Here is a 16,287-nt window from a genome sequence, read left to right as displayed (position 1 = left end):
TGTGCTCCTCGTGCGTTTACGTAATGTCGAAGACGACGGTCAGTTGGACTTCGCCGTGATCCACACGGTCAGGGCGATGAGCGCCCCGATACCGAAGATCCAGATGAAGAGACCCTCGGAGACCGGACCGAGCGAGCCGAGGGCGTAGCCACCCGGGGAGTCGTTCTTCTGCAGGTACATCAGGTAGGAGATGACGTCGCGCTTGTCTTCGGGGGTGAGGTTGAGGTCGTTGAAGACCGGCATGTTCTGCGGGCCGGTGACCATCGCGGCGTACATGTTGACGGGCGTGACCGTGTGCAGGTCGGGCGCCCACTTGCCCTCGGTGAGTGCGCCACCGGCGCCGGCGACGTTGTGGCACATGGCGCAGTTGATGCGGAACAGCTCCGCACCGTGCGACAGGTCGCCTTCGCCGTCGACGAGGTCGGCCGAGGGGTACTCCGGTCCGGGGGCGGCCGACTGCACGTAGGCGGCGATCGCGTTGATCTGCTCCTCGGTGAACTGCGGGGGCTTCACCGGAGCCTGCGGGCCCTGGGCCTGCAGCGGCATACGGCCGGTCGACACCTGGAAGTGCACCGACAGCTCGCCGACGCCGAAGAGCGACGGGCCCTGCTGGCTGCCCTGGAGGTCGAGACCGTGACAGGTGGCGCAGTTCGCCTGGAAGAGCTTCTGACCCTCGTCGACCGCGGTCGCCGAGTTCACCTCGCTCTCGGGGACCGTCGACGTCGCGGCCATGGCGGCCGATGCGCCGGCGTAGACGCCTCCGGTCAGGAGGAGGCCGATGCCGATCAGCGCGGCAGCGGCCAGGGGGCTCCGGCGACCGGATGCCCGACGAGTCTTCTTCTCGCGTGCCATGTGGTGCAGCTCTCTTACTTGAGGAAGTAGATGACGAAGAACAGGGCGATCCAGACGACGTCGACGAAGTGCCAGTAGTAGGACACGACGATCGAGGTGGTCATCTCTTTCCGACCGAAGTTCTTCACGGCGTATGCGCGACCGATGACGAGAAGGAAGGCGATCAGGCCACCCGTCACGTGCAGGGCGTGGAAGCCGGTGGTGAGGTAGAAGGCCGAGGCATAGGGGTTGGCACTGATGGGCATGCCCTCCGCCACCAGGGTCGCGTACTCCCACACCTGACCCGACACGAAGACCGCGCCGAGGATGAAGGTGAGGTAGAACCACTCCACCATTCCCCACTTGAGGAAGCCGGTGCGCGAGCCCGTGCGGTACGGCTGGTACCGCTCCGCAGCGAAGACGCCCATCTGGCACGTGACCGAGGACAGCACGAGGATGATCGTGTTGACGGTCGCGAAGGGGACGTTGAGCAGCTGCGTCTCTTCGGCCCAGAGGGGCGCGGAGGTGCTGCGCAGGGTGAAGTAGATCGCGAACAGGCCGGCGAAGAACATGACCTCGCTGCCCAGCCACACGATGGTGCCCACGGCGACCGGGTCGGGCCGCTTCACGGCACGCACTGCCTGGGAATACGTCGCTGAGGTCGTCACCGTTCCATTATGCGCGATCCCGGGGGCTGATATTCCCATCCCGACCCTGCGATATTCCATCGTCGAGACTTAGGGAAGCCTCAGAATCCGCAAGGAATCCCCGGTACGGACGCGGTTCCGATCGCCCCGGCCCTCGCGCGTGAGCGCGACACGCGTGTGAAAGGATCATGGCATGGCGGAACGCTTCACCTGGCCCGATCTGCTCTCCTCGCTGCTCGCGGGCACCGACCTCAGCGTGTCGGAGTCCACGTGGGCGATGCGACAGGTCATGGCGGGCGAGGCGACGCCGTCGCAGCTCGCCGGTTTCCTCATGGCTCTGCGGGCGAAGGGCGAGACGGTCGAGGAGATCGTCGGCTTCCGCGACGCGATCCTCGAGGCCGCCGTGCCGCTGCCGGTCCGTGCCGAGGTGCTCGACATCGTCGGCACCGGGGGAGACCGCTACGGCACGGTGAACGTGTCGACGATGGCCGCCGTGGTGGCGGCGGCATCCGGAGTCCCCGTCGTGAAGCACGGCAACCGTGCCGCGAGCTCGGCGTCGGGATCGAGCGACGTGCTGTCTTCGCTCGGCATCGCCTTGACCCTCACGCCCGAGAAGGTGGCCGAGACGCTCGAGCGCACCGGCATCACGTTCGCGTTCGCCTCGGCGTTCCACCCGGGGTTCCGCCACGCCGCGGCGACGCGCTCCGAGCTCGGTGTGCCCACCGTCTTCAACTTCCTGGGGCCCCTGTGCAACCCCGCCCGCGCCGAGGCCAACGCCGTGGGCGTCGCGCACCTCGATCGGGTGCCGCTGATCACGGGCGTCTTCCGGACGAGAGGTGCGACCGCACTGGTCTTCCGCGGCGACGACGGTCTCGACGAGCTCACCACCACCGGCCACAGCCGCGTGTGGGAGATCAGCCGCGGTGACGTTCACGAGCACGATCTCGATCCGCGGGATCTCGGCATCCCGCTGGCCGACATCGACGACCTGCTCGGCGGGTCGCCCGATCACAACGCCGAGGTGGTCCGCCGGGTGCTGGGCGGGGAGACCGGGCCCGTCCGCGACATCGTGCTGCTGAACGCCGCGGCGGGGCTGGTGTCGTTCCGGCTGTTCCAGGATGCCGCCCAGGTGCAGCGGCCGATCCTGGAGCGCCTCGCGGAGGCGATGGCGGATGCCGCCGCCGCGATCGACGACGGACGGGCGTCGGCGAAGCTCGACGCCTGGGTGCAGACCTCGAAGGACCTGGCGGAGTAGCGCATGGACCCGCTCGACGCGCTCACCGAGATCGCGTACCTGCTCGAGCGGGAGAGATCGTCGCGCTACAAGTCGAAGGCGTTCCGTGCGGCGGCCGCCGCGATCGAGGGACTGACCGACGAGCAGCTGCGCGATCCGGGGTTGCGCCGCCGCCCGGGGATCGGCGATTCCACTTTCGCCGTCATCCAGCAGGCCCTCGCCGGCCGGGTGCCCGAGCGGTTGGCCGTGCTGCGCGAGGAGGCGAAGCCGGTGGGCGGGGCGACGGTGCGCCCCCTGCTGCGCGGCGACCTGCACAGCCACAGCGAGTGGTCGGACGGACTGACCCCGATCGACGCGATGGTGGACGCGGCCCGGGGGCTCGGGCACGAGTACCTCGCGCTCACCGACCATTCTCTGCGGCTGACGGTGGCGAACGGGCTCTCGCCCGAGCGGTTGCGGGCGCAGATGGAGGTCGTCCGCGGATTCCGCGGCGACGGGTTCACCCTGCTGACCGGGATCGAGGTCGACATCCTCGACGACGGTGGCCTCGACCAGGAGGACGAGCTGCTGCATTCGCTCGATGTGGTCGTGGCATCCGCTCATTCCAAACTGCGAATGGAGCGGGGGTCGATGACGAAGCGGCTCGTGGCGGCGGCGCGGGATCCGCGGGTCGACGTGCTGGGGCACGTGACCGGGCGGCTCGTCGAGGGGGCGCGGGGGACGCGTCCTCCGTCGGAGTTCGACGCCGAGGCCGTGTTCGCGGCCTGCGCGCAGTCGCAGGTGGCGGTCGAGATCAACTCACGACCCGAGCGGCAGGATCCGCCCGACGAGCTGCTCGCTCAGGCGGTCGCGGCGGGGTGCCTGTTCTCGATCGATTCCGACGCGCATGCTCCGGGTCAGCTGTCGCTGCTCGATCACGGCGCCGCGCGCGCCGAGGCCCTCGGGGTGCCGGTCGAGCGGATCGTGACGACGTGGCCGCTTCCGCGCCTGCGGGAATGGCTCGAACGCGAGCGCTGAGCTCAGCGGGGCAGAGCGGCGAGGGCGCGACTCATCGACGAGCCGAGGTTCCAGCGCTGGGCCAGGGCGGTCGCGGCATCCTCGTCGAGGGAGCCGAGCCGGTCGTCGACGGGTGCCAGCGTCAGATCGCGGGCGACGCGGACGACGGTCGGGGCGACCTCGAGGTAGTCGGCGGCGGCGGCGATCTTTGCTCGCTGCGCGGGGGTGCCCGCGGTTCCGTCGGCGACGGCGGCACGGATCGCGTCGAGGGAGCCGTGCGCAGCGAGGAGGGATGCCGCGGACTTCTCGCCGATGCCGGCGACGCCGGGGAGGCCGTCGGAGGGGTCGCCGCGCAGCACGGCGAAGTCGGCGTACTGCGCGGCGTGCACGCCGTACCTGCCCACCACCGCGGCGTCGTCGACGATCTCGAGGTTGCTCATGCCCCGCGCCGTATAGACGACCCGGATGCCGCGGGCGTCGTCGACGAGCTGAAAGAGGTCGCGGTCGCCGGTCACGATGTCGACGGGGGCGTCGGCGCGCGTGGCGAGGGTGCCGATGACGTCATCGGCCTCGTGCTCGGCCGCGCCCACGACGGGGATGCCGAGGACGGCCAGGGCCTCCCGGATGAGCGGGATCTGGGCCTGGAGCGGATCGGGCACCTCTTCGACGTCGGGTCCCGCAGCGACGGCCTCGACGACGCGGTGCGCCTTGTAGCTCGGGAGCAGGTCGACGCGCCAGGCCGGGCGCCAGTCGTCGTCCCAGCAGGCGACGAGACGGGTGGGGCGGTAGGTGGTCACGAGCTTCGCGATCATGTCGAGCAGGCCCCGCACCGCGTTGACCGACGACCCGTCGGCCGCCTTCACCTTGTCGGGCACGCCGTAGAAGGCACGGAAGTACAGCGACGCGGTGTCGAGGAGCATGATGCGGTCGGTCACGGTCTCGATCCTGGCACGGGAGGCGCGCCGGGGCGATCGGCCCGGGAGCGGGCGGCGGCGGTGGAGGGCGGGCGGCGCGACCTAGAGTGGCGGGATGTCTTTCGGGTCGGCATCCACTCGTCCGGCGGCGCAGGCGCCGTGTCCCTGCGGGGGCGGCGTGTTCGCCGACTGCTGCGCGCCGATCCTCGACGGCGCCCCCGCGCCGAGCGCCGAGCGGCTGATGCGTTCGCGCTACACCGCGTTCGCGGTCGGTGACGAGGCGCACCTCGTGCGGTCGTGGCATCCGCGGACCCGGCCCGAGCACGTCGACCTCGACGACGGCACGGTCTGGACCGGACTGCTCATCGAGGATGCCGTGGAGGACGGGGACGCCGCCGAGGTGGCGTTCCGTGCGCGATGGTGGCAGGCCGGGCGGGACGGGGAGCTGAGCGAGCGGAGCCGGTTCGCGCGGCGCGGCGGGCGGTGGGTGTACGTCGACGGCGACGTGACGTGAGTGCCGCGGGCGGGGCGTCAACCCCGCGTGGGCGTGTCGGGGGTGCTGCGTAGGGTCGAGCACGAGCCCGGTCGAGACGCGGTGAGCGCGGCGCATCCCGATGCGCGTGTCTGCACGGCGAACCGGGTCGACCGACGACGTGGAAGGACAGCGACATGGAACGCATCGTGATCATCGGAGGACACGGGAAGGTGGCGCTGCACCTGGCGCGGCTGCTCGCCGATCGCGGCGACGAGGCCACCTCCGTCATCCGCAATCCGGAACAGGCCGGCGACATCGAGCAGGCGGGTGGCACGCCCCTCGTGCTCGACGTCGAGAACGCCGACACCGACGAGATGGCCGCGGCCTTCGAGGGCGCCGACGCGGTCGTGTGGTCGGCGGGTGCCGGCGGCGGCAGCGCCGAGCGCACGTACGCCGTCGATCGCGACGCCGCGCAGCGCGCGATCGACGCGGCCTCGAAGGCGGGGGTGCGTCGCTTCGTGATGGTGTCGTGGATCGGCTCGACGCCCGACCACGGGATCGACCCCGACGACTCCTTCTACGCCTACGCCGACGCGAAGCTCGCCGCAGACGACCACCTGCGCGCGAGCGACCTCGACTGGACGATCCTCGGCCCGGGCACGCTCACGCTCGACCCGCCGACCGGCCGCATCACCACCGCACCGCAGGGCAAGGGCGAGGTCTCGCGCGCCGATGTGGCTGCCGTCGCCGCCGCCGTTCTGGTGCAGCCCGCGACGATCGGGCGCTTCATCCGCTTCGGCGCGGGAGACACGCTCATCGCCGAGGCGATCGTGGCCGACCACGCGGGAGGCGACCAGTGAGCGAGGTCGCCGAGCGGGCGCAGACCCTCGTCCGGTTGCACACGGCCCCGGAGATCCTGCGCGTCGTGAACGTGTGGGACGTGGTGTCGGCCCAGGCCGTCGCGGCGTTGCCGGAGACGACGGCACTCGCGACCGCGGGTCACTCGATCGCGGCGACCTTCGGCTACGAGGACGGGGAGAACATCCCCGTCGAGCTCATGCTCGACATGGTCGGGCGCATCGTCGCCGCGGTCGACGTCCCCGTCAGCGCGGATCTCGATGCCGGTTTCGGCGACCCGGGCGAGACGACGCGTCGGGCGATCGGTGTGGGCGTGGTGGGGGCGAACGTCGAGGACCGGGTCAAGCCGCTCGCCGACGCCGTGGCCGCCGTCGAGGCGGTGATCGCCGCCGGTGAGGCCGAGGGCGTGCCCTTCGCGCTGAACGCGCGCACCGACGTGTTCCTGAAGGGCGCCGATCGGCCCCTCGATGACAAGATCGCGGATGCCGTCGAGCGCGGCCGCGCCTTCCTCGCGGCCGGAGCGACCTCGGTGTTCGTGCCCGGCAAGCTCGACGCCGACACCACCCGGCGTCTGGTGGAGGGGCTCGGAGAGCGGAAGCTGAGCGTCATCGGCGTTCCGGGAAATCTCACGGCCGCCGAGTACGAGGCGTTGGGCGTGGCCCGCATCTCCTACGGCCCGCAGACCCAGCGCGTCGCCCTGACGGCGCTCCAGGACCTCGCGATCGACCTCTACGGCGACGGGGTCATCCCGTCGACGGTCCGCGAACTGAACTGACCGCGATATCGGAGCCCGGGATGCCGCGACGGCGGTGTTCCGGGCTCCGTCGTATCCCGCGTGGCATCCGGTGGCTGCCGGCCCGTTCGCGCGTCATCCCGGCCGGGAGGCGCGGCATCCCGATCCCCGACGGTTCGCACGCGCGGCACCCGATGCCTGTCCGGCTGCACGCGTGGCATCCGACGGCTTCCGGCATGCGGACGCGCTGGCTCAGGCCTCGTCGTCGTCCTCGTCGACGACGATGACCCCGTCGGGCACCGGGTCGTTCAGCAGCGGCTCCGCGGCGAGGGTGAGGTCGATGGTCGCGCGCAGCAGTCCTCCGAGCGTCTCGGAGCGCAGGAGCTCCATCTGATCGAGCTCGCCCAGCGGAGCGATCGCCGCGACCTGCCAGGCGCGCGGGAGGGGTTCCTCCGACAGCTCGACCTCGGGGTCCCATCGCGTGCCGCCGTACTGCTGGGCGCGCCCGAGCACGCGCCGCACGATCCGCTCGGCCTCCTCGAGCAGCGGCATCAGCGCGTCGTTCCATTCGAGGTCGGGGATGGCGCGGACGTCGGCGCGCGGGTAGGGCGCGTCGTCGAGCCACTCGACGATCTCGAAGCGCTCCGTCCCCCGCGCGACGATCTGCATCTGCCCCGCCTGGGGCACGACGTGGCTGAGCTGCGCCATGGTGCCGAGGGCGAAACGCTGGTCGCCGCCCCCGGTCTCGGACCCGCGCTCGATGAGCACGACCCCGAAGGCGGGGTCGGTCTCATCCAGGAGGCGCCCGAGCATGACGAGATAGCGCTCCTCGAAGATCCGCAGAGCGAGAGGCGTGTGCGGGAAGAGGACGGCTCCGAGGGGGAACATCGCGGTACCCATGCGCCCAGTCAACCAGCGCGGGACGCCGGTGGGGCCCGAAGAGCCCCGATCCTCAGGGGGCTTGCGGAGAGGGCGAGGCTGTCGTGCGGCTCAATCCTCGCGCTCGCGCAGCGTCTCGTGCACGCGGTGCAGATCCATGAGCAGGGAGCCGACGAGCACCCAGTGCAGCGTCGACGGCGTCTGGATCTGCAGGGGGCGGGTGAGGGCGGGCTCGGTGTCGACCGCTCGCTCGGGGCCCGCGTCGAGGGCGAACGCGAGGCGCACGTCGTGGGCGGCCCGGTGCAGCTGCTCGGCGATCGCGCGGACGGCCGGCTCGTCGACGATCGAGTTCTCGTAGCCGTCGTAGACCGCGCGCGTCATCCCGACCGTCTGCGTCACCACGGGGGTGAAGCGGTCGATCAGCGCGCCCATCTGGGCGAGGTCTGCGCGATGCCTATTGCTGCGCGGGTTCAGGGCCAGGGAGTCGGCGCCGTCGCGGATCGCGTCGGCGGCGGCATCCCGGACCGGGCGCAGCAACCGCGCCTCGAGCAGGAGTCCTTCGAGGGATGCCGGGGTCTGCGGCGTCTCGAGGGCGTCGGCGAGGCGTTCGAGGGCCGCGGCGAGCTCGCGTCCGAGCACGTCGACCTTCTCGCGCGCGGCGGGGACCAGCACGGGCGGAACGAGGACGGCATTGACGACGATGCCGATCGCGGCGCCGATGAGCGTCTCGAGGACGCGGTCGAGGGCGTAGTTCGGGGTCGCGGTGCCGAGGGCGAGGACGAGGAGAGCGCTGATGGCGATCTGATTCGTGGCGCCGGGGGAGATGCGGGCGGCCCACGCGACCGCCAGCGCCACGCCGGCCGAGAGCAGCGCGACCCACGGCTGCGACCCGAACACCAGGCCCAGAAGAGCGGCGATGAGCACGCCGACGATGACGCCCACGCTTCTCTCGACGGCGCGGGTGAAGGACTGGTTGATGCTGGGCTGGACGACGAGCAGCGCCGCGATCGCGGCGAAGATCGGCGGCGGACCCTGGACGAGCCAGCCCGCGACGAGCCACGCCGCGACGATGGCGATGGCCGACTTCGTCACCTGCAGCAGGGGGACGCGCCGCGGGGCGCGGACGGTGAAGCTGTCGCGCATCGTGCGCAGGGCGGGGATGCGCACCGGTCAGTCCCTCCGCGCGACGATGTCGTCGGCGTTGTCGGCGACCCATTCCATGAGGGGGATCACCCGCGTCATGAGGTCGCGGCCGCGATCGGTCAGGGCGTACTCGACGCGGGGAGGCACCTCGGGGTAGGCGGTGCGGAGCACCAGGCCGTCGCCCTCGAGCGTCTTGAGCGTACTGGCGAGCATCTTCTCGCTGATCCCCGCGACGTTGCGGCGCAGCACTCCCCAGCGCTGCGTCCCGTCGGACAGGGCGAGGAGCACCAGGACGCCCCACTTGCCCATGACGTGGTCGAGCACGGTGCGAGTGGGACACCCGTCGGTGAAGATCTCGGGGTTGCGCCCGCGCAGATCGGCAAGACTGACGCTCATGTCAGTACCTAACCAGAAAGTGGGTACCGACATTCCGGAATGCATCGTCGAGAGGCGGGTTTTACCCCGCGTACCCACCGAAAGGACACTCCCATGACCCTCCTCGTCACCGCCGCCTCCGGTCACCTCGGCCGCCTCGTCGTCGACGCCCTGCTCGAGCGCGGCATCGCGGCATCCGAGATCGTGGCCGGCGTGCGCACGCCCGCCACGGTCGACGACCTCGCCGCACGCGGCGTCGGCGTCGTCGAGCTCGACTACTCCCGCCCCGAGACGCTGGCCCCGGCCTTCCGGGGCGTCGACCGCGTGCTGCTGATCTCGGGCACCGATGCCGACCGCGTCTCCGGACACCGCAACGTCATCGACGCGGCGCGGGAGGCCGGCGTGGAGCGACTCGTCTACACCAGCGCTCCGCGCGTCGACGAGGTCGACTACGCGCTCGGCGCCGACCACAAGGCCACCGAGGAGGCCATCGCCGCCTCGGGACTGTCGGCGACGGTGCTGCGCCACAACTGGTACACCGAGAACTACCTCGACGCCGTGGCCCGCGCCGCGGACACGGGAGAGATCGTCGCCGCTGCCGGGGAGGCGCGGGTGGCCAGCGCGAGCCGCCGCGACTACGCCGAGGCCGCCGCGATCGCGCTCACCACGGACGACCTCGCCGGACGCACGCTCGAGGTCGGCGGAGACGTGGCGTGGACGTACGACGAGCTCGCTGAGGCCGCGACCGAGGTGCTGGGCCGCCCGGTGACCTACGTCGCCGTCACAACGGAGCAGCTGACGGCCGGCCTGCAGCAGGCGGGACTGGATGCCGGGACGGCGGCGTTCGTCGCCGGGATCGACGACGCGATCGCCCGTGGTGCCCTGTCGCAGACCGACGGCACGCTCTCGCGCCTCATCGGTCGTCCGACGACCCCGCTCGTGGACGGTCTGCGCGAGGGCCTCGCCGCGCGCTGACCCCGTGTCCCGCGCCTGCGTCGCGTTCCGCGCGTGGCTCGCGTCCCGCGCGTGAGTCGCCAGGAATCGTCGCTTCCGCCCCTCTGGAGGCGACGATTCCCGGCGACTCACGCGTGGGCGAGGGCGGTGAGCCGGCGCTGGCGCATCGCCAGGAACAGCGGGAAGGTGAAGGCGAACGCGGTCACGCCGGACAGCACGATGTACAGCCACGCGAAGCGCATGCCGAGCCGCCGCGCCTCCACGATGAGGAAGATGCTCCCGGCGACGGCGACGACCAGCAGGTCGACCGTGATCGACGACACCGCGGGGCCGCTCGTGACGAGGTCGCCGAGGAAGTCGCGCATCTGCACGATGGCGAAGGCGTTGAAGGTCCACGTGCCGACCAGGCCGGCGACGGACAGGACGAGGAACGCGACGGCCGTCGGCGTCCAGTGGCGTCGGATTTCGCTCATGCCGCGATCCTGCCGCAGCCCCGGCGCCCGCGCAGGGGGCTAGCGTCGGAGGATGGATGCCGACACCGCCCGGCGCGTGCTCGAGGAGCGCGAGCGCGAGATCGCCCATCGCCTCGAGCGGCTCCACGCCGACGAGGAGAGTCTCCGCCATGATCGGGCGGACGCGACCGCCGACGACGAGCACGACCCCGAGGGGTCGACGCTGTCGGGCGAGTGGGCCCAGGTCGACGCGCTGCGCCGTGGCGCCGAGGGCGAGCGCGCCGAGATCCGCGCCGCGCGCGAGCGCGTGGCATCCGGGACCTTCGGGGTGTGCGAGCGATGCGGTCGGTCGATCGCCGACGCCCGCCTCGAGGCCCGGCCCTTCGCGCGCCTGTGCATCGACTGCGCGCGGTAGTCCCGCTGCGCGACGGGCGGCCGCGGGCGCCTAGGCTCGAGGCGTGGAACCCCTGCTCATCGTGCTGCTGTTCGCCAACGCCGTCTTCAACGCCGTGGTCTGGCCGCGCTTCTACCCGCGGATCGCGAAGGACCCCCGGGCGCGGGATGCCGCGGGCAAGCCGACGGCGTTCCTCATCGTGCACACCGTGCTGATCGCGATCGCCCTCGTGCTCGCCCTCGCCTCGGTGATCGCCGCGATCGCCGCCATTGTGAGCTGACCCGCCCCCGGTCGAGGCCTTTCGGTAGACTGGTCGTGCGGGTTCGCCCGCCGCACCTCGTGCATCTACCTACCGGACCGGCAAGGCGGCACTGCCCCACGCCCCGGAGATCCTCATGCACCACCCCGCCCCCGTCGTCGTCGACCGTTCGCTGATCCACCACACCGGCTTGTGGTACTTCCCGGTCGCGTTCGTGGCTCGCCTGCCCTTCGCGATGATGACCGTGGGCGTCCTGGCCATCGTGGTCGCGCTGCGCGGCTCCGTGGCGCTCGGCGGGCTGACGTCGGCGGCCGTCGGGCTCGGCGTGGTGGTGGCAGGCCCCGTCCTGGGCGATCTCGCCGACCGGCATGGTCAGCGGCGCGTGCTCGTGCCGGTGGGGCTCGCCAACGGCATCCTGCTCGCGCTCTTCCCGCTCGTGGTGGCGTCGGCTCCGGGCGAGGCGCTGCTGCTGATCGTCGCGACCGCGATCGGCCTCACCGGTCCGCAGACCGCCGCGATGTCGCGCAGTCGCGTGATGGCGCTGATCGGCGACCGGGTGCGTCCCGAGCGGCGCGAGCGCACCTTCTCGCGCGCCATGGCCTATGAGTCGGCCGCCGACGAGACCGCGTTCGTGATCGGCCCCTTCGTCGTCGGCGTGCTCGCCGCCCTCGTCGCACCCTGGGCGCCCATCGTCGGCGCCGCCGTGTTGAGCTTCGTCTTCGTCACCGCGTTCGCGCTGCACCCGACCGGGCGGGCCGTGCCCGAGCGGTCGGAGCGCGAGGAGATGGCTCCCTTCCGCGACGTCCTGCACCCGCGCATGCTCGTGCTGATCGCCGCCGTGTTCGGCGTCGGACTGTTCTTCGGTACGACCCTCACCTCGCTCACCGCGTTCATGGAGGCGCAGGGGGCGCCCGAGGCGGGAGCACTGCTGTACGGCGTGATGGGGGTGGGCTCGGCGGTGCTCGCCCTGGCCGTCGCCGCCCTGCCCGCGCGCTTCGCCCTGCGCTGGCGCCTGGTGCTGTTCGCGGCGATCCTCACCGCTTCGGCGGGGGCCTACACCGTCGGCGGATCCGTGGTGACGGTGACGATCGTGCTGTGCCTGATGGGCATCGGGGTCGGCCCCTCCCTCGTGACCCTGTTCAGTCTCGCCGGGCACCGGGCCCCGCGTGGACGCACCGCCTCGACGATGACCCTGCTGGCCTCGGCCCTGACCCTCGCCCAAGCGGTGTCGTCGGCGGTGACCGGGGCGATCGCCGAGAACGTGTCGGTGGCCACGGCGATGCTGTTCCCCGCGGGGGCGGCGATGCTCGTGCTCGCCATGGCCGCGGTCAACGCGTCGTCGGCGCCGCGATGGGACGCCGTCGCACGCCAGGCCTGACCTCGGCGCCCAGCGGTCGTGACGTCGTCTGACACGGCACGCGTGCCTCTCGCTACGCTGTCGCCATGACCACCCTCGTCCTCACCATCGTCGGAGACGACCGCGCGGGACTCGTGTCCGCCGTCGCCGACATCGTCGACACCCACGGCGGCAACTGGGAGAACAGCGAACTCGCCGAGCTGGCGGGCGCGTTCGCCGGGATCGTCGAGGTCTCCGTCTCCGCCGACCGCGCCGACGCCCTGCGCGCCGCCCTCGAGGGCCTGTCCGGCACGCTCACCGTCACGGTGCACGCCGGAGGAGCCGCCGTCACCGCGTCGGAGGCGCGCACCGTGACGTTCGACGTGGTCGGCAACGATCGCGCGGGGATCGTCCGCGAGCTGTCGTCGGCGCTCAGCGCCCACGGCGCGAGCATCGAGCGCATGTCGACCCAGACGACGGATGCCGCGATGGCCGGCGGACGCCTGTTCGAGGCCTCGCTCACGGCCACACTCGCCGCGGACGTCGCCGTCGACGACTTGGTGGCGCAGCTGGAGCGGCTGGCGACGGAGATCCAGGTCGACGTCACCCTCGCGGGCGACGCCTGACGTTTCGAGCCGGGGGGTTTCCGGCATCCGGGGGAGTCTCCGTGATCTCGGTCAGCGCGCTCGTGCGGCGGCCCGTCGTCCACGGGTCGCGAGGCGGGCGAGGGCGCGCCACCCGAGGAGGAACAGCGCGAGGGTGATGGCCGCGACGATGACGAACGCCACCGCGACGCCTTGACCGCTCAGCGCGCGCAGCACCATACCGAGGATCACCGTCACGGCCCACACGGGCAGGCCCGTCCGCACGATGGCCAGGGGTCCGCGCCACGCTCGTGTGACGAGCCAGCCGACGAGCAGGGCGGCGAGGAAGGGCCAGGCCGTCGTCGCCAGGCCCGAACCGAACGGACCGAGCACGTCGCCGTCGTGGGTCGCGCGCCCGATGGCGGCGAAGACGATCACGAGCACGAGGTCGACGACGAGGGCGATGGCGGGGGAGCGGCGATGCGAGGTCACCCCTCCATTCTCGCGTTCCACGGGGAGGTCGAGACGCATGCGCGCCCCCGTGGAGGGCGGGACGGATAGCGTGGGCGGCATGCCGACGCGTCTTCTCCTCCTCGCCGACACGCACGTGCCGAAGAGGGCCCGGGCCCTTTCCGCGGCGGTGCGGCGGATGGCATCCGACGTCGATCTCATCGTGCACGCGGGCGACTGGGTCGAGGAGAGCGTGCTCGACGACCTTCTCGCGATCGGACCGGTGCTCGGGGTCTGGGGCAACAACGACGGGGAGGACCTGCGTGCGCGCCTCCCCGAGGTGGCGCGGGCCGAGATCGAGGGGGTGCGCCTGGCCGTCGTGCACGAGACGGGCGCCGCCGCGGGACGGGAGAAGCGGATGGATGCCGCCTATCCCGACACGGATCTGCTGGTCTTCGGGCACAGTCATATCCCGTGGGATTCGGAGACGCCCGTGGGGCTGCGGCTGCTCAATCCCGGTTCCCCGACCGATCGGCGGCGTCAGCCGGCGTGCACCGTGATGACGGCGACCCTCGCGGACGGCGCCGTCCGCGATGTGGTGCTGCACGAGGTGTCGCGCGAGTGAGCCGCGCTTGCGAGACTCGCGCTCGTGCACCGCGGGCGGCGGCATGCGTGTGCTCCGCCCTCGGAGATGACGACGCCGCCGCACCCGAGGGGTGCGACGGCGTCGTGGCGGGGGAGCCTACTTCTCGACGGTGAGGTGACGCGTCGCGGAGGTCATCGGGCACTCGAATGGATCGCGAGCCGCCAGGCCCACGCGGTTCAGGTACTGGATGACGATGCCGTACGACTGGAAGAGCGTCGTCTCGACGTAGGGCACGTTCAGCGTCGCGCAGTGCTCGCGCACGATGACGCGCGCACGGCTGAGGTGCGGGCGCGGCATGTTGGGGAACAGGTGGTGCTCGATCTGGTAGTTCAGGCCGCCCATGAGCCAGGTGGCCCACCACCCGCCCGACACGTTGCGGGAGGTGCGCACCTGCTTGCTGAAGAAGTCGAGCTTCGCGCCCGGCTCGATGACCGGCATCCCCTTGTGGTTGGGAGCGAAGGACGCTCCCATGTAGATGCCGAACACGGCGACCGAGACGCCGAAGAACGCGAAGGCGAGTCCCAGCGGCAGGAAGACGAAGATCGGGGCGATGAAGATCGTGTGCCGCACGGCGAGGAGGGCGAGCTCTTTCCAGCGGTCTTTGTTCTCGCCGCGCGAGAGCAGGTGGCGCAGCGCGAGGACGTAGAGGTTGATGCCCTCGAAAGCCAGCAGGGGGAAGAACAGGTAGCCCTGACGCTGCGTGATCCAGCGCTGGACGCCGCGCGCCTTGGCGGCGTCGACGTCGAGGAACGAGATGGTGTCGATCTCGATGTCGGGGTCCTTGCCGACGCGGTTGGGGTTGGCGTGGTGGCGGGTGTGCTTCGATGCCCACCACGAGCGGCTCATGCCGACGATGCCGTTGCCGATGAAAAGTCCGAGGCGATCGTTGGCGGGGCCGGAGGCGAAGATCTGCCGGTGCGCCGCCTCGTGCGCGAGGAACGCGACCTGCGTGAACAGGATGCCGAGGACGGCGGCGATGATCAGCTGGAACCAGCTGTCGCCGAGCAGGATGAAGCCGGTGATGCACCCGGCGAAACCGAGGACGATCGCCACGGCGACACCGGCGTAGAACCGGGGGGTTCGGACGAGGAGCCCACTCTCACGGACGACCTGCGACAGCTCCGTGTAGGCCTTGGTGATCGGGGGGAATTCTTTCGTGCCGGAATAGGTCTGACGTACGGGGCCGAGGCGGGACTCGGCGACGGGGGTAGCGATCAGCTGCTCCTCGGGTGTGCGTTCTGCGATGACAGGACCGGGGCGGCTTCCCGGCACGAGGATCACATTACGGGTCGCCGTATAAAGGCCCTGGAATACATCCACATGTGCAGGAGCCTCACGGGAAACGGAAACATGCGAGGGCTGCGAGGGCGGGCGCTGAGGGGGGGGTGATCGCCGTCGGCGCGAGCGACGGCCCGGCTGACATCGGCGCGGGAAAGACGACACCGATGTCCCCTGCGCCGGAGCGACGGCGCGGCCCCGCGCCGTGCGGCGGAAACGACGAAAGCCGGGGCGTCGCGTGGCGACGCGCCCGGCTCTCGCGGTGGAGCGAAGCTCAGAGGGGGCGGATGTTCGCCGCCTGCATGCCCTTGGGGCCCTGCTCAGCGTCGAACTCGACCTTCTGGGCCTCGGTGAGCTCCTTGAAGCCGTTGCCCTGGATCGCGCTGAAGTGCGCGAAGAGGTCGGCCGAGCCGTCATCGGGAGCGATGAAGCCGTAGCCCTTTTCGGAGTTGAACCATTTCACGGTGCCAGTGGCCATCGTGTTCTTCCTTTATTCATGTTGGGCCGCAGATGCGACCGTGGGTGCCGCTCCGACGCGTGCGGAGCGGACGGGGACGCCGCGGCACCGAGTCGGTGACACGGACGCGGTGCCCGTCGACCGCGGCCTGAGCCGCGTCGACGGACGCGTGGACGCCGAGGTTCTCGCCGAGCGGACCTTGGGCTTCGTAGCCCGAGGTGGCCGCGCCGACGAAACCGGCGTAGTCGGATCCGGCCGTCGCGACGTAGACGTCGAGATCGGCCTGGCGCCACGACAGTGGCGAAGGGTGAAGCAGAGACACGAGAACTTTCCGCGAGTGCGACGCGAGGACCGAAGCCGTCGAGCGAGGCACGCGATGCTTGAGGGAGGGA

At 71.3% G+C, this 16,287-nt stretch carries 22 protein-coding genes; 11 read left to right on the top strand and 11 right to left on the bottom strand.

Translation table 11 applies throughout. The features are described from left to right. Positions 1-39: 39 nt before the first annotated feature. Complete coding sequence (gene qcrC / locus RWH44_RS15065; RefSeq protein WP_298875568.1) at positions 40-852, bottom strand: cytochrome bc1 complex diheme cytochrome c subunit; 813 nt, start codon at positions 850-852, stop codon at positions 40-42. A 14-nt stretch (positions 853-866) separates the two neighbouring features. Next, a complete protein-coding gene (ctaE, locus tag RWH44_RS15060) occupies positions 867-1,538 on the bottom strand; it encodes an aa3-type cytochrome oxidase subunit III (protein WP_298875571.1) in 672 nt (223 codons plus the stop codon). Between the two features lie 133 nt (positions 1,539-1,671). Here ctaE and trpD point away from each other — a divergent pair, with 133 nt between their 5' ends. Both trpD and RWH44_RS15050 read left to right on the top strand, forming a co-directional pair. After that, positions 1,672-2,733: an anthranilate phosphoribosyltransferase gene (gene trpD, locus RWH44_RS15055; RefSeq protein WP_298875574.1), complete on the top strand. Its 1,062-nt coding sequence runs from the start codon at positions 1,672-1,674 to the stop codon at positions 2,731-2,733. A 3-nt stretch (positions 2,734-2,736) separates the two neighbouring features. Then, positions 2,737-3,729, top strand: coding sequence for a PHP domain-containing protein (locus tag RWH44_RS15050; protein WP_316005216.1), 993 nt, complete (start codon positions 2,737-2,739; stop codon positions 3,727-3,729). Between the two features lie 2 nt (positions 3,730-3,731). Here the strand turns inward: RWH44_RS15050 and RWH44_RS15045 are convergent, their stop codons facing one another. After that, a complete protein-coding gene (locus tag RWH44_RS15045) occupies positions 3,732-4,643 on the bottom strand; it encodes a 5'-3' exonuclease (RefSeq protein WP_316005215.1) in 912 nt (303 codons plus the stop codon). Positions 4,644-4,737: 94 nt separating this feature from the next. Between RWH44_RS15045 and RWH44_RS15040 the strand changes: the two genes are divergently transcribed. The 3 genes from RWH44_RS15040 (at position 4,738) to RWH44_RS15030 (ending at position 6,730) form a co-directional block, all read left to right on the top strand. After that, positions 4,738-5,136 carry a YchJ family protein gene (locus RWH44_RS15040; protein ID WP_316005214.1) on the top strand — a complete coding sequence of 133 codons (399 nt, stop codon included), beginning with the start codon at positions 4,738-4,740 and terminating at the stop codon, positions 5,134-5,136. 155 nt (positions 5,137-5,291) lie between these two features. Next, positions 5,292-5,957 carry an SDR family oxidoreductase gene (locus tag RWH44_RS15035; RefSeq protein ID WP_316005213.1) on the top strand — a complete coding sequence of 222 codons (666 nt, stop codon included), beginning with the start codon at positions 5,292-5,294 and terminating at the stop codon, positions 5,955-5,957. Next, positions 5,954-6,730: an isocitrate lyase/PEP mutase family protein gene (locus RWH44_RS15030; protein ID WP_298875588.1), complete on the top strand. Its 777-nt coding sequence runs from the start codon at positions 5,954-5,956 to the stop codon at positions 6,728-6,730. Before RWH44_RS15035 ends, RWH44_RS15030 begins: the two co-directional genes overlap by 4 nt. 210 nt (positions 6,731-6,940) lie before the next feature. Here RWH44_RS15030 and RWH44_RS15025 read toward each other — a convergent pair whose 3' ends face one another. From RWH44_RS15025 to RWH44_RS15015, 3 genes are all read right to left on the bottom strand, one after another. Next, positions 6,941-7,588, bottom strand: a complete 648-nt coding sequence (locus RWH44_RS15025; RefSeq protein WP_316005212.1) for an LON peptidase substrate-binding domain-containing protein — start codon at positions 7,586-7,588, stop codon at positions 6,941-6,943. Between the two features lie 90 nt (positions 7,589-7,678). After that, entirely contained in the window at positions 7,679-8,734 is a 1,056-nt protein-coding gene (locus RWH44_RS15020) for an FUSC family protein (RefSeq protein WP_316005211.1), read from the bottom strand. 3 nt (positions 8,735-8,737) lie between these two features. After that, a complete protein-coding gene (locus RWH44_RS15015) occupies positions 8,738-9,106 on the bottom strand; it encodes a winged helix-turn-helix transcriptional regulator (RefSeq protein WP_298875594.1) in 369 nt (122 codons plus the stop codon). 93 nt (positions 9,107-9,199) lie between these two features. Here RWH44_RS15015 and RWH44_RS15010 point away from each other — a divergent pair, with 93 nt between their 5' ends. After that, entirely contained in the window at positions 9,200-10,060 is an 861-nt protein-coding gene (locus RWH44_RS15010) for an SDR family oxidoreductase (RefSeq protein WP_316005210.1), read from the top strand. 107 nt (positions 10,061-10,167) lie between these two features. Here RWH44_RS15010 and RWH44_RS15005 read toward each other — a convergent pair whose 3' ends face one another. After that, a complete protein-coding gene (locus RWH44_RS15005) occupies positions 10,168-10,512 on the bottom strand; it encodes a DUF2834 domain-containing protein (RefSeq protein WP_316005209.1) in 345 nt (114 codons plus the stop codon). Between the two features lie 52 nt (positions 10,513-10,564). On the opposite strand from RWH44_RS15005, the gene RWH44_RS15000 reads away from it, so the two are divergent. From RWH44_RS15000 to RWH44_RS14985, 4 genes are all read left to right on the top strand, one after another. After that, a complete protein-coding gene (locus RWH44_RS15000; RefSeq protein WP_316005208.1) occupies positions 10,565-10,906 on the top strand; it encodes a TraR/DksA family transcriptional regulator in 342 nt (113 codons plus the stop codon). Between the two features lie 43 nt (positions 10,907-10,949). Beyond that, positions 10,950-11,165: an SCO4848 family membrane protein gene (locus RWH44_RS14995; RefSeq protein ID WP_316005207.1), complete on the top strand. Its 216-nt coding sequence runs from the start codon at positions 10,950-10,952 to the stop codon at positions 11,163-11,165. A gap of 115 nt (positions 11,166-11,280) precedes the next feature. Next, a complete protein-coding gene (locus RWH44_RS14990; protein WP_316005206.1) occupies positions 11,281-12,522 on the top strand; it encodes an MFS transporter in 1,242 nt (413 codons plus the stop codon). A gap of 65 nt (positions 12,523-12,587) precedes the next feature. Beyond that, positions 12,588-13,106 (top strand): glycine cleavage system transcriptional repressor, encoded by a 519-nt coding sequence (locus RWH44_RS14985; protein ID WP_316005205.1) that lies wholly within the window; start codon positions 12,588-12,590, stop codon positions 13,104-13,106. A gap of 51 nt (positions 13,107-13,157) precedes the next feature. Here the strand turns inward: RWH44_RS14985 and RWH44_RS14980 are convergent, their stop codons facing one another. Then, positions 13,158-13,595, bottom strand: coding sequence for a DUF3054 domain-containing protein (locus RWH44_RS14980; RefSeq protein WP_437127304.1), 438 nt, complete (start codon positions 13,593-13,595; stop codon positions 13,158-13,160). 40 nt (positions 13,596-13,635) lie between these two features. On the opposite strand from RWH44_RS14980, the gene RWH44_RS14975 reads away from it, so the two are divergent. Next, positions 13,636-14,139 carry a metallophosphoesterase family protein gene (locus tag RWH44_RS14975; protein WP_316005203.1) on the top strand — a complete coding sequence of 168 codons (504 nt, stop codon included), beginning with the start codon at positions 13,636-13,638 and terminating at the stop codon, positions 14,137-14,139. Between the two features lie 117 nt (positions 14,140-14,256). On the opposite strand, the gene RWH44_RS14970 is transcribed toward RWH44_RS14975, so the two are convergent. The 3 genes from RWH44_RS14970 to RWH44_RS14960 form a co-directional block, all read right to left on the bottom strand. Continuing rightward, positions 14,257-15,375 (bottom strand): fatty acid desaturase family protein, encoded by a 1,119-nt coding sequence (locus RWH44_RS14970; RefSeq protein ID WP_437127306.1) that lies wholly within the window; start codon positions 15,373-15,375, stop codon positions 14,257-14,259. Between the two features lie 337 nt (positions 15,376-15,712). Next, entirely contained in the window at positions 15,713-15,916 is a 204-nt protein-coding gene (locus tag RWH44_RS14965) for a cold-shock protein (RefSeq protein WP_013583139.1), read from the bottom strand. A 16-nt stretch (positions 15,917-15,932) separates the two neighbouring features. After that, complete coding sequence (locus tag RWH44_RS14960; RefSeq protein WP_076674973.1) at positions 15,933-16,217, bottom strand: hypothetical protein; 285 nt, start codon at positions 16,215-16,217, stop codon at positions 15,933-15,935. Positions 16,218-16,287: the final 70 nt, after the last annotated feature.

Source organism: Microbacterium phycohabitans, assembly GCF_032464935.1.
GTDB lineage: Bacteria > Actinomycetota > Actinomycetes > Actinomycetales > Microbacteriaceae > Microbacterium > Microbacterium phycohabitans.
This window is presented reverse-complemented; position numbering and strand designations above follow the sequence as displayed.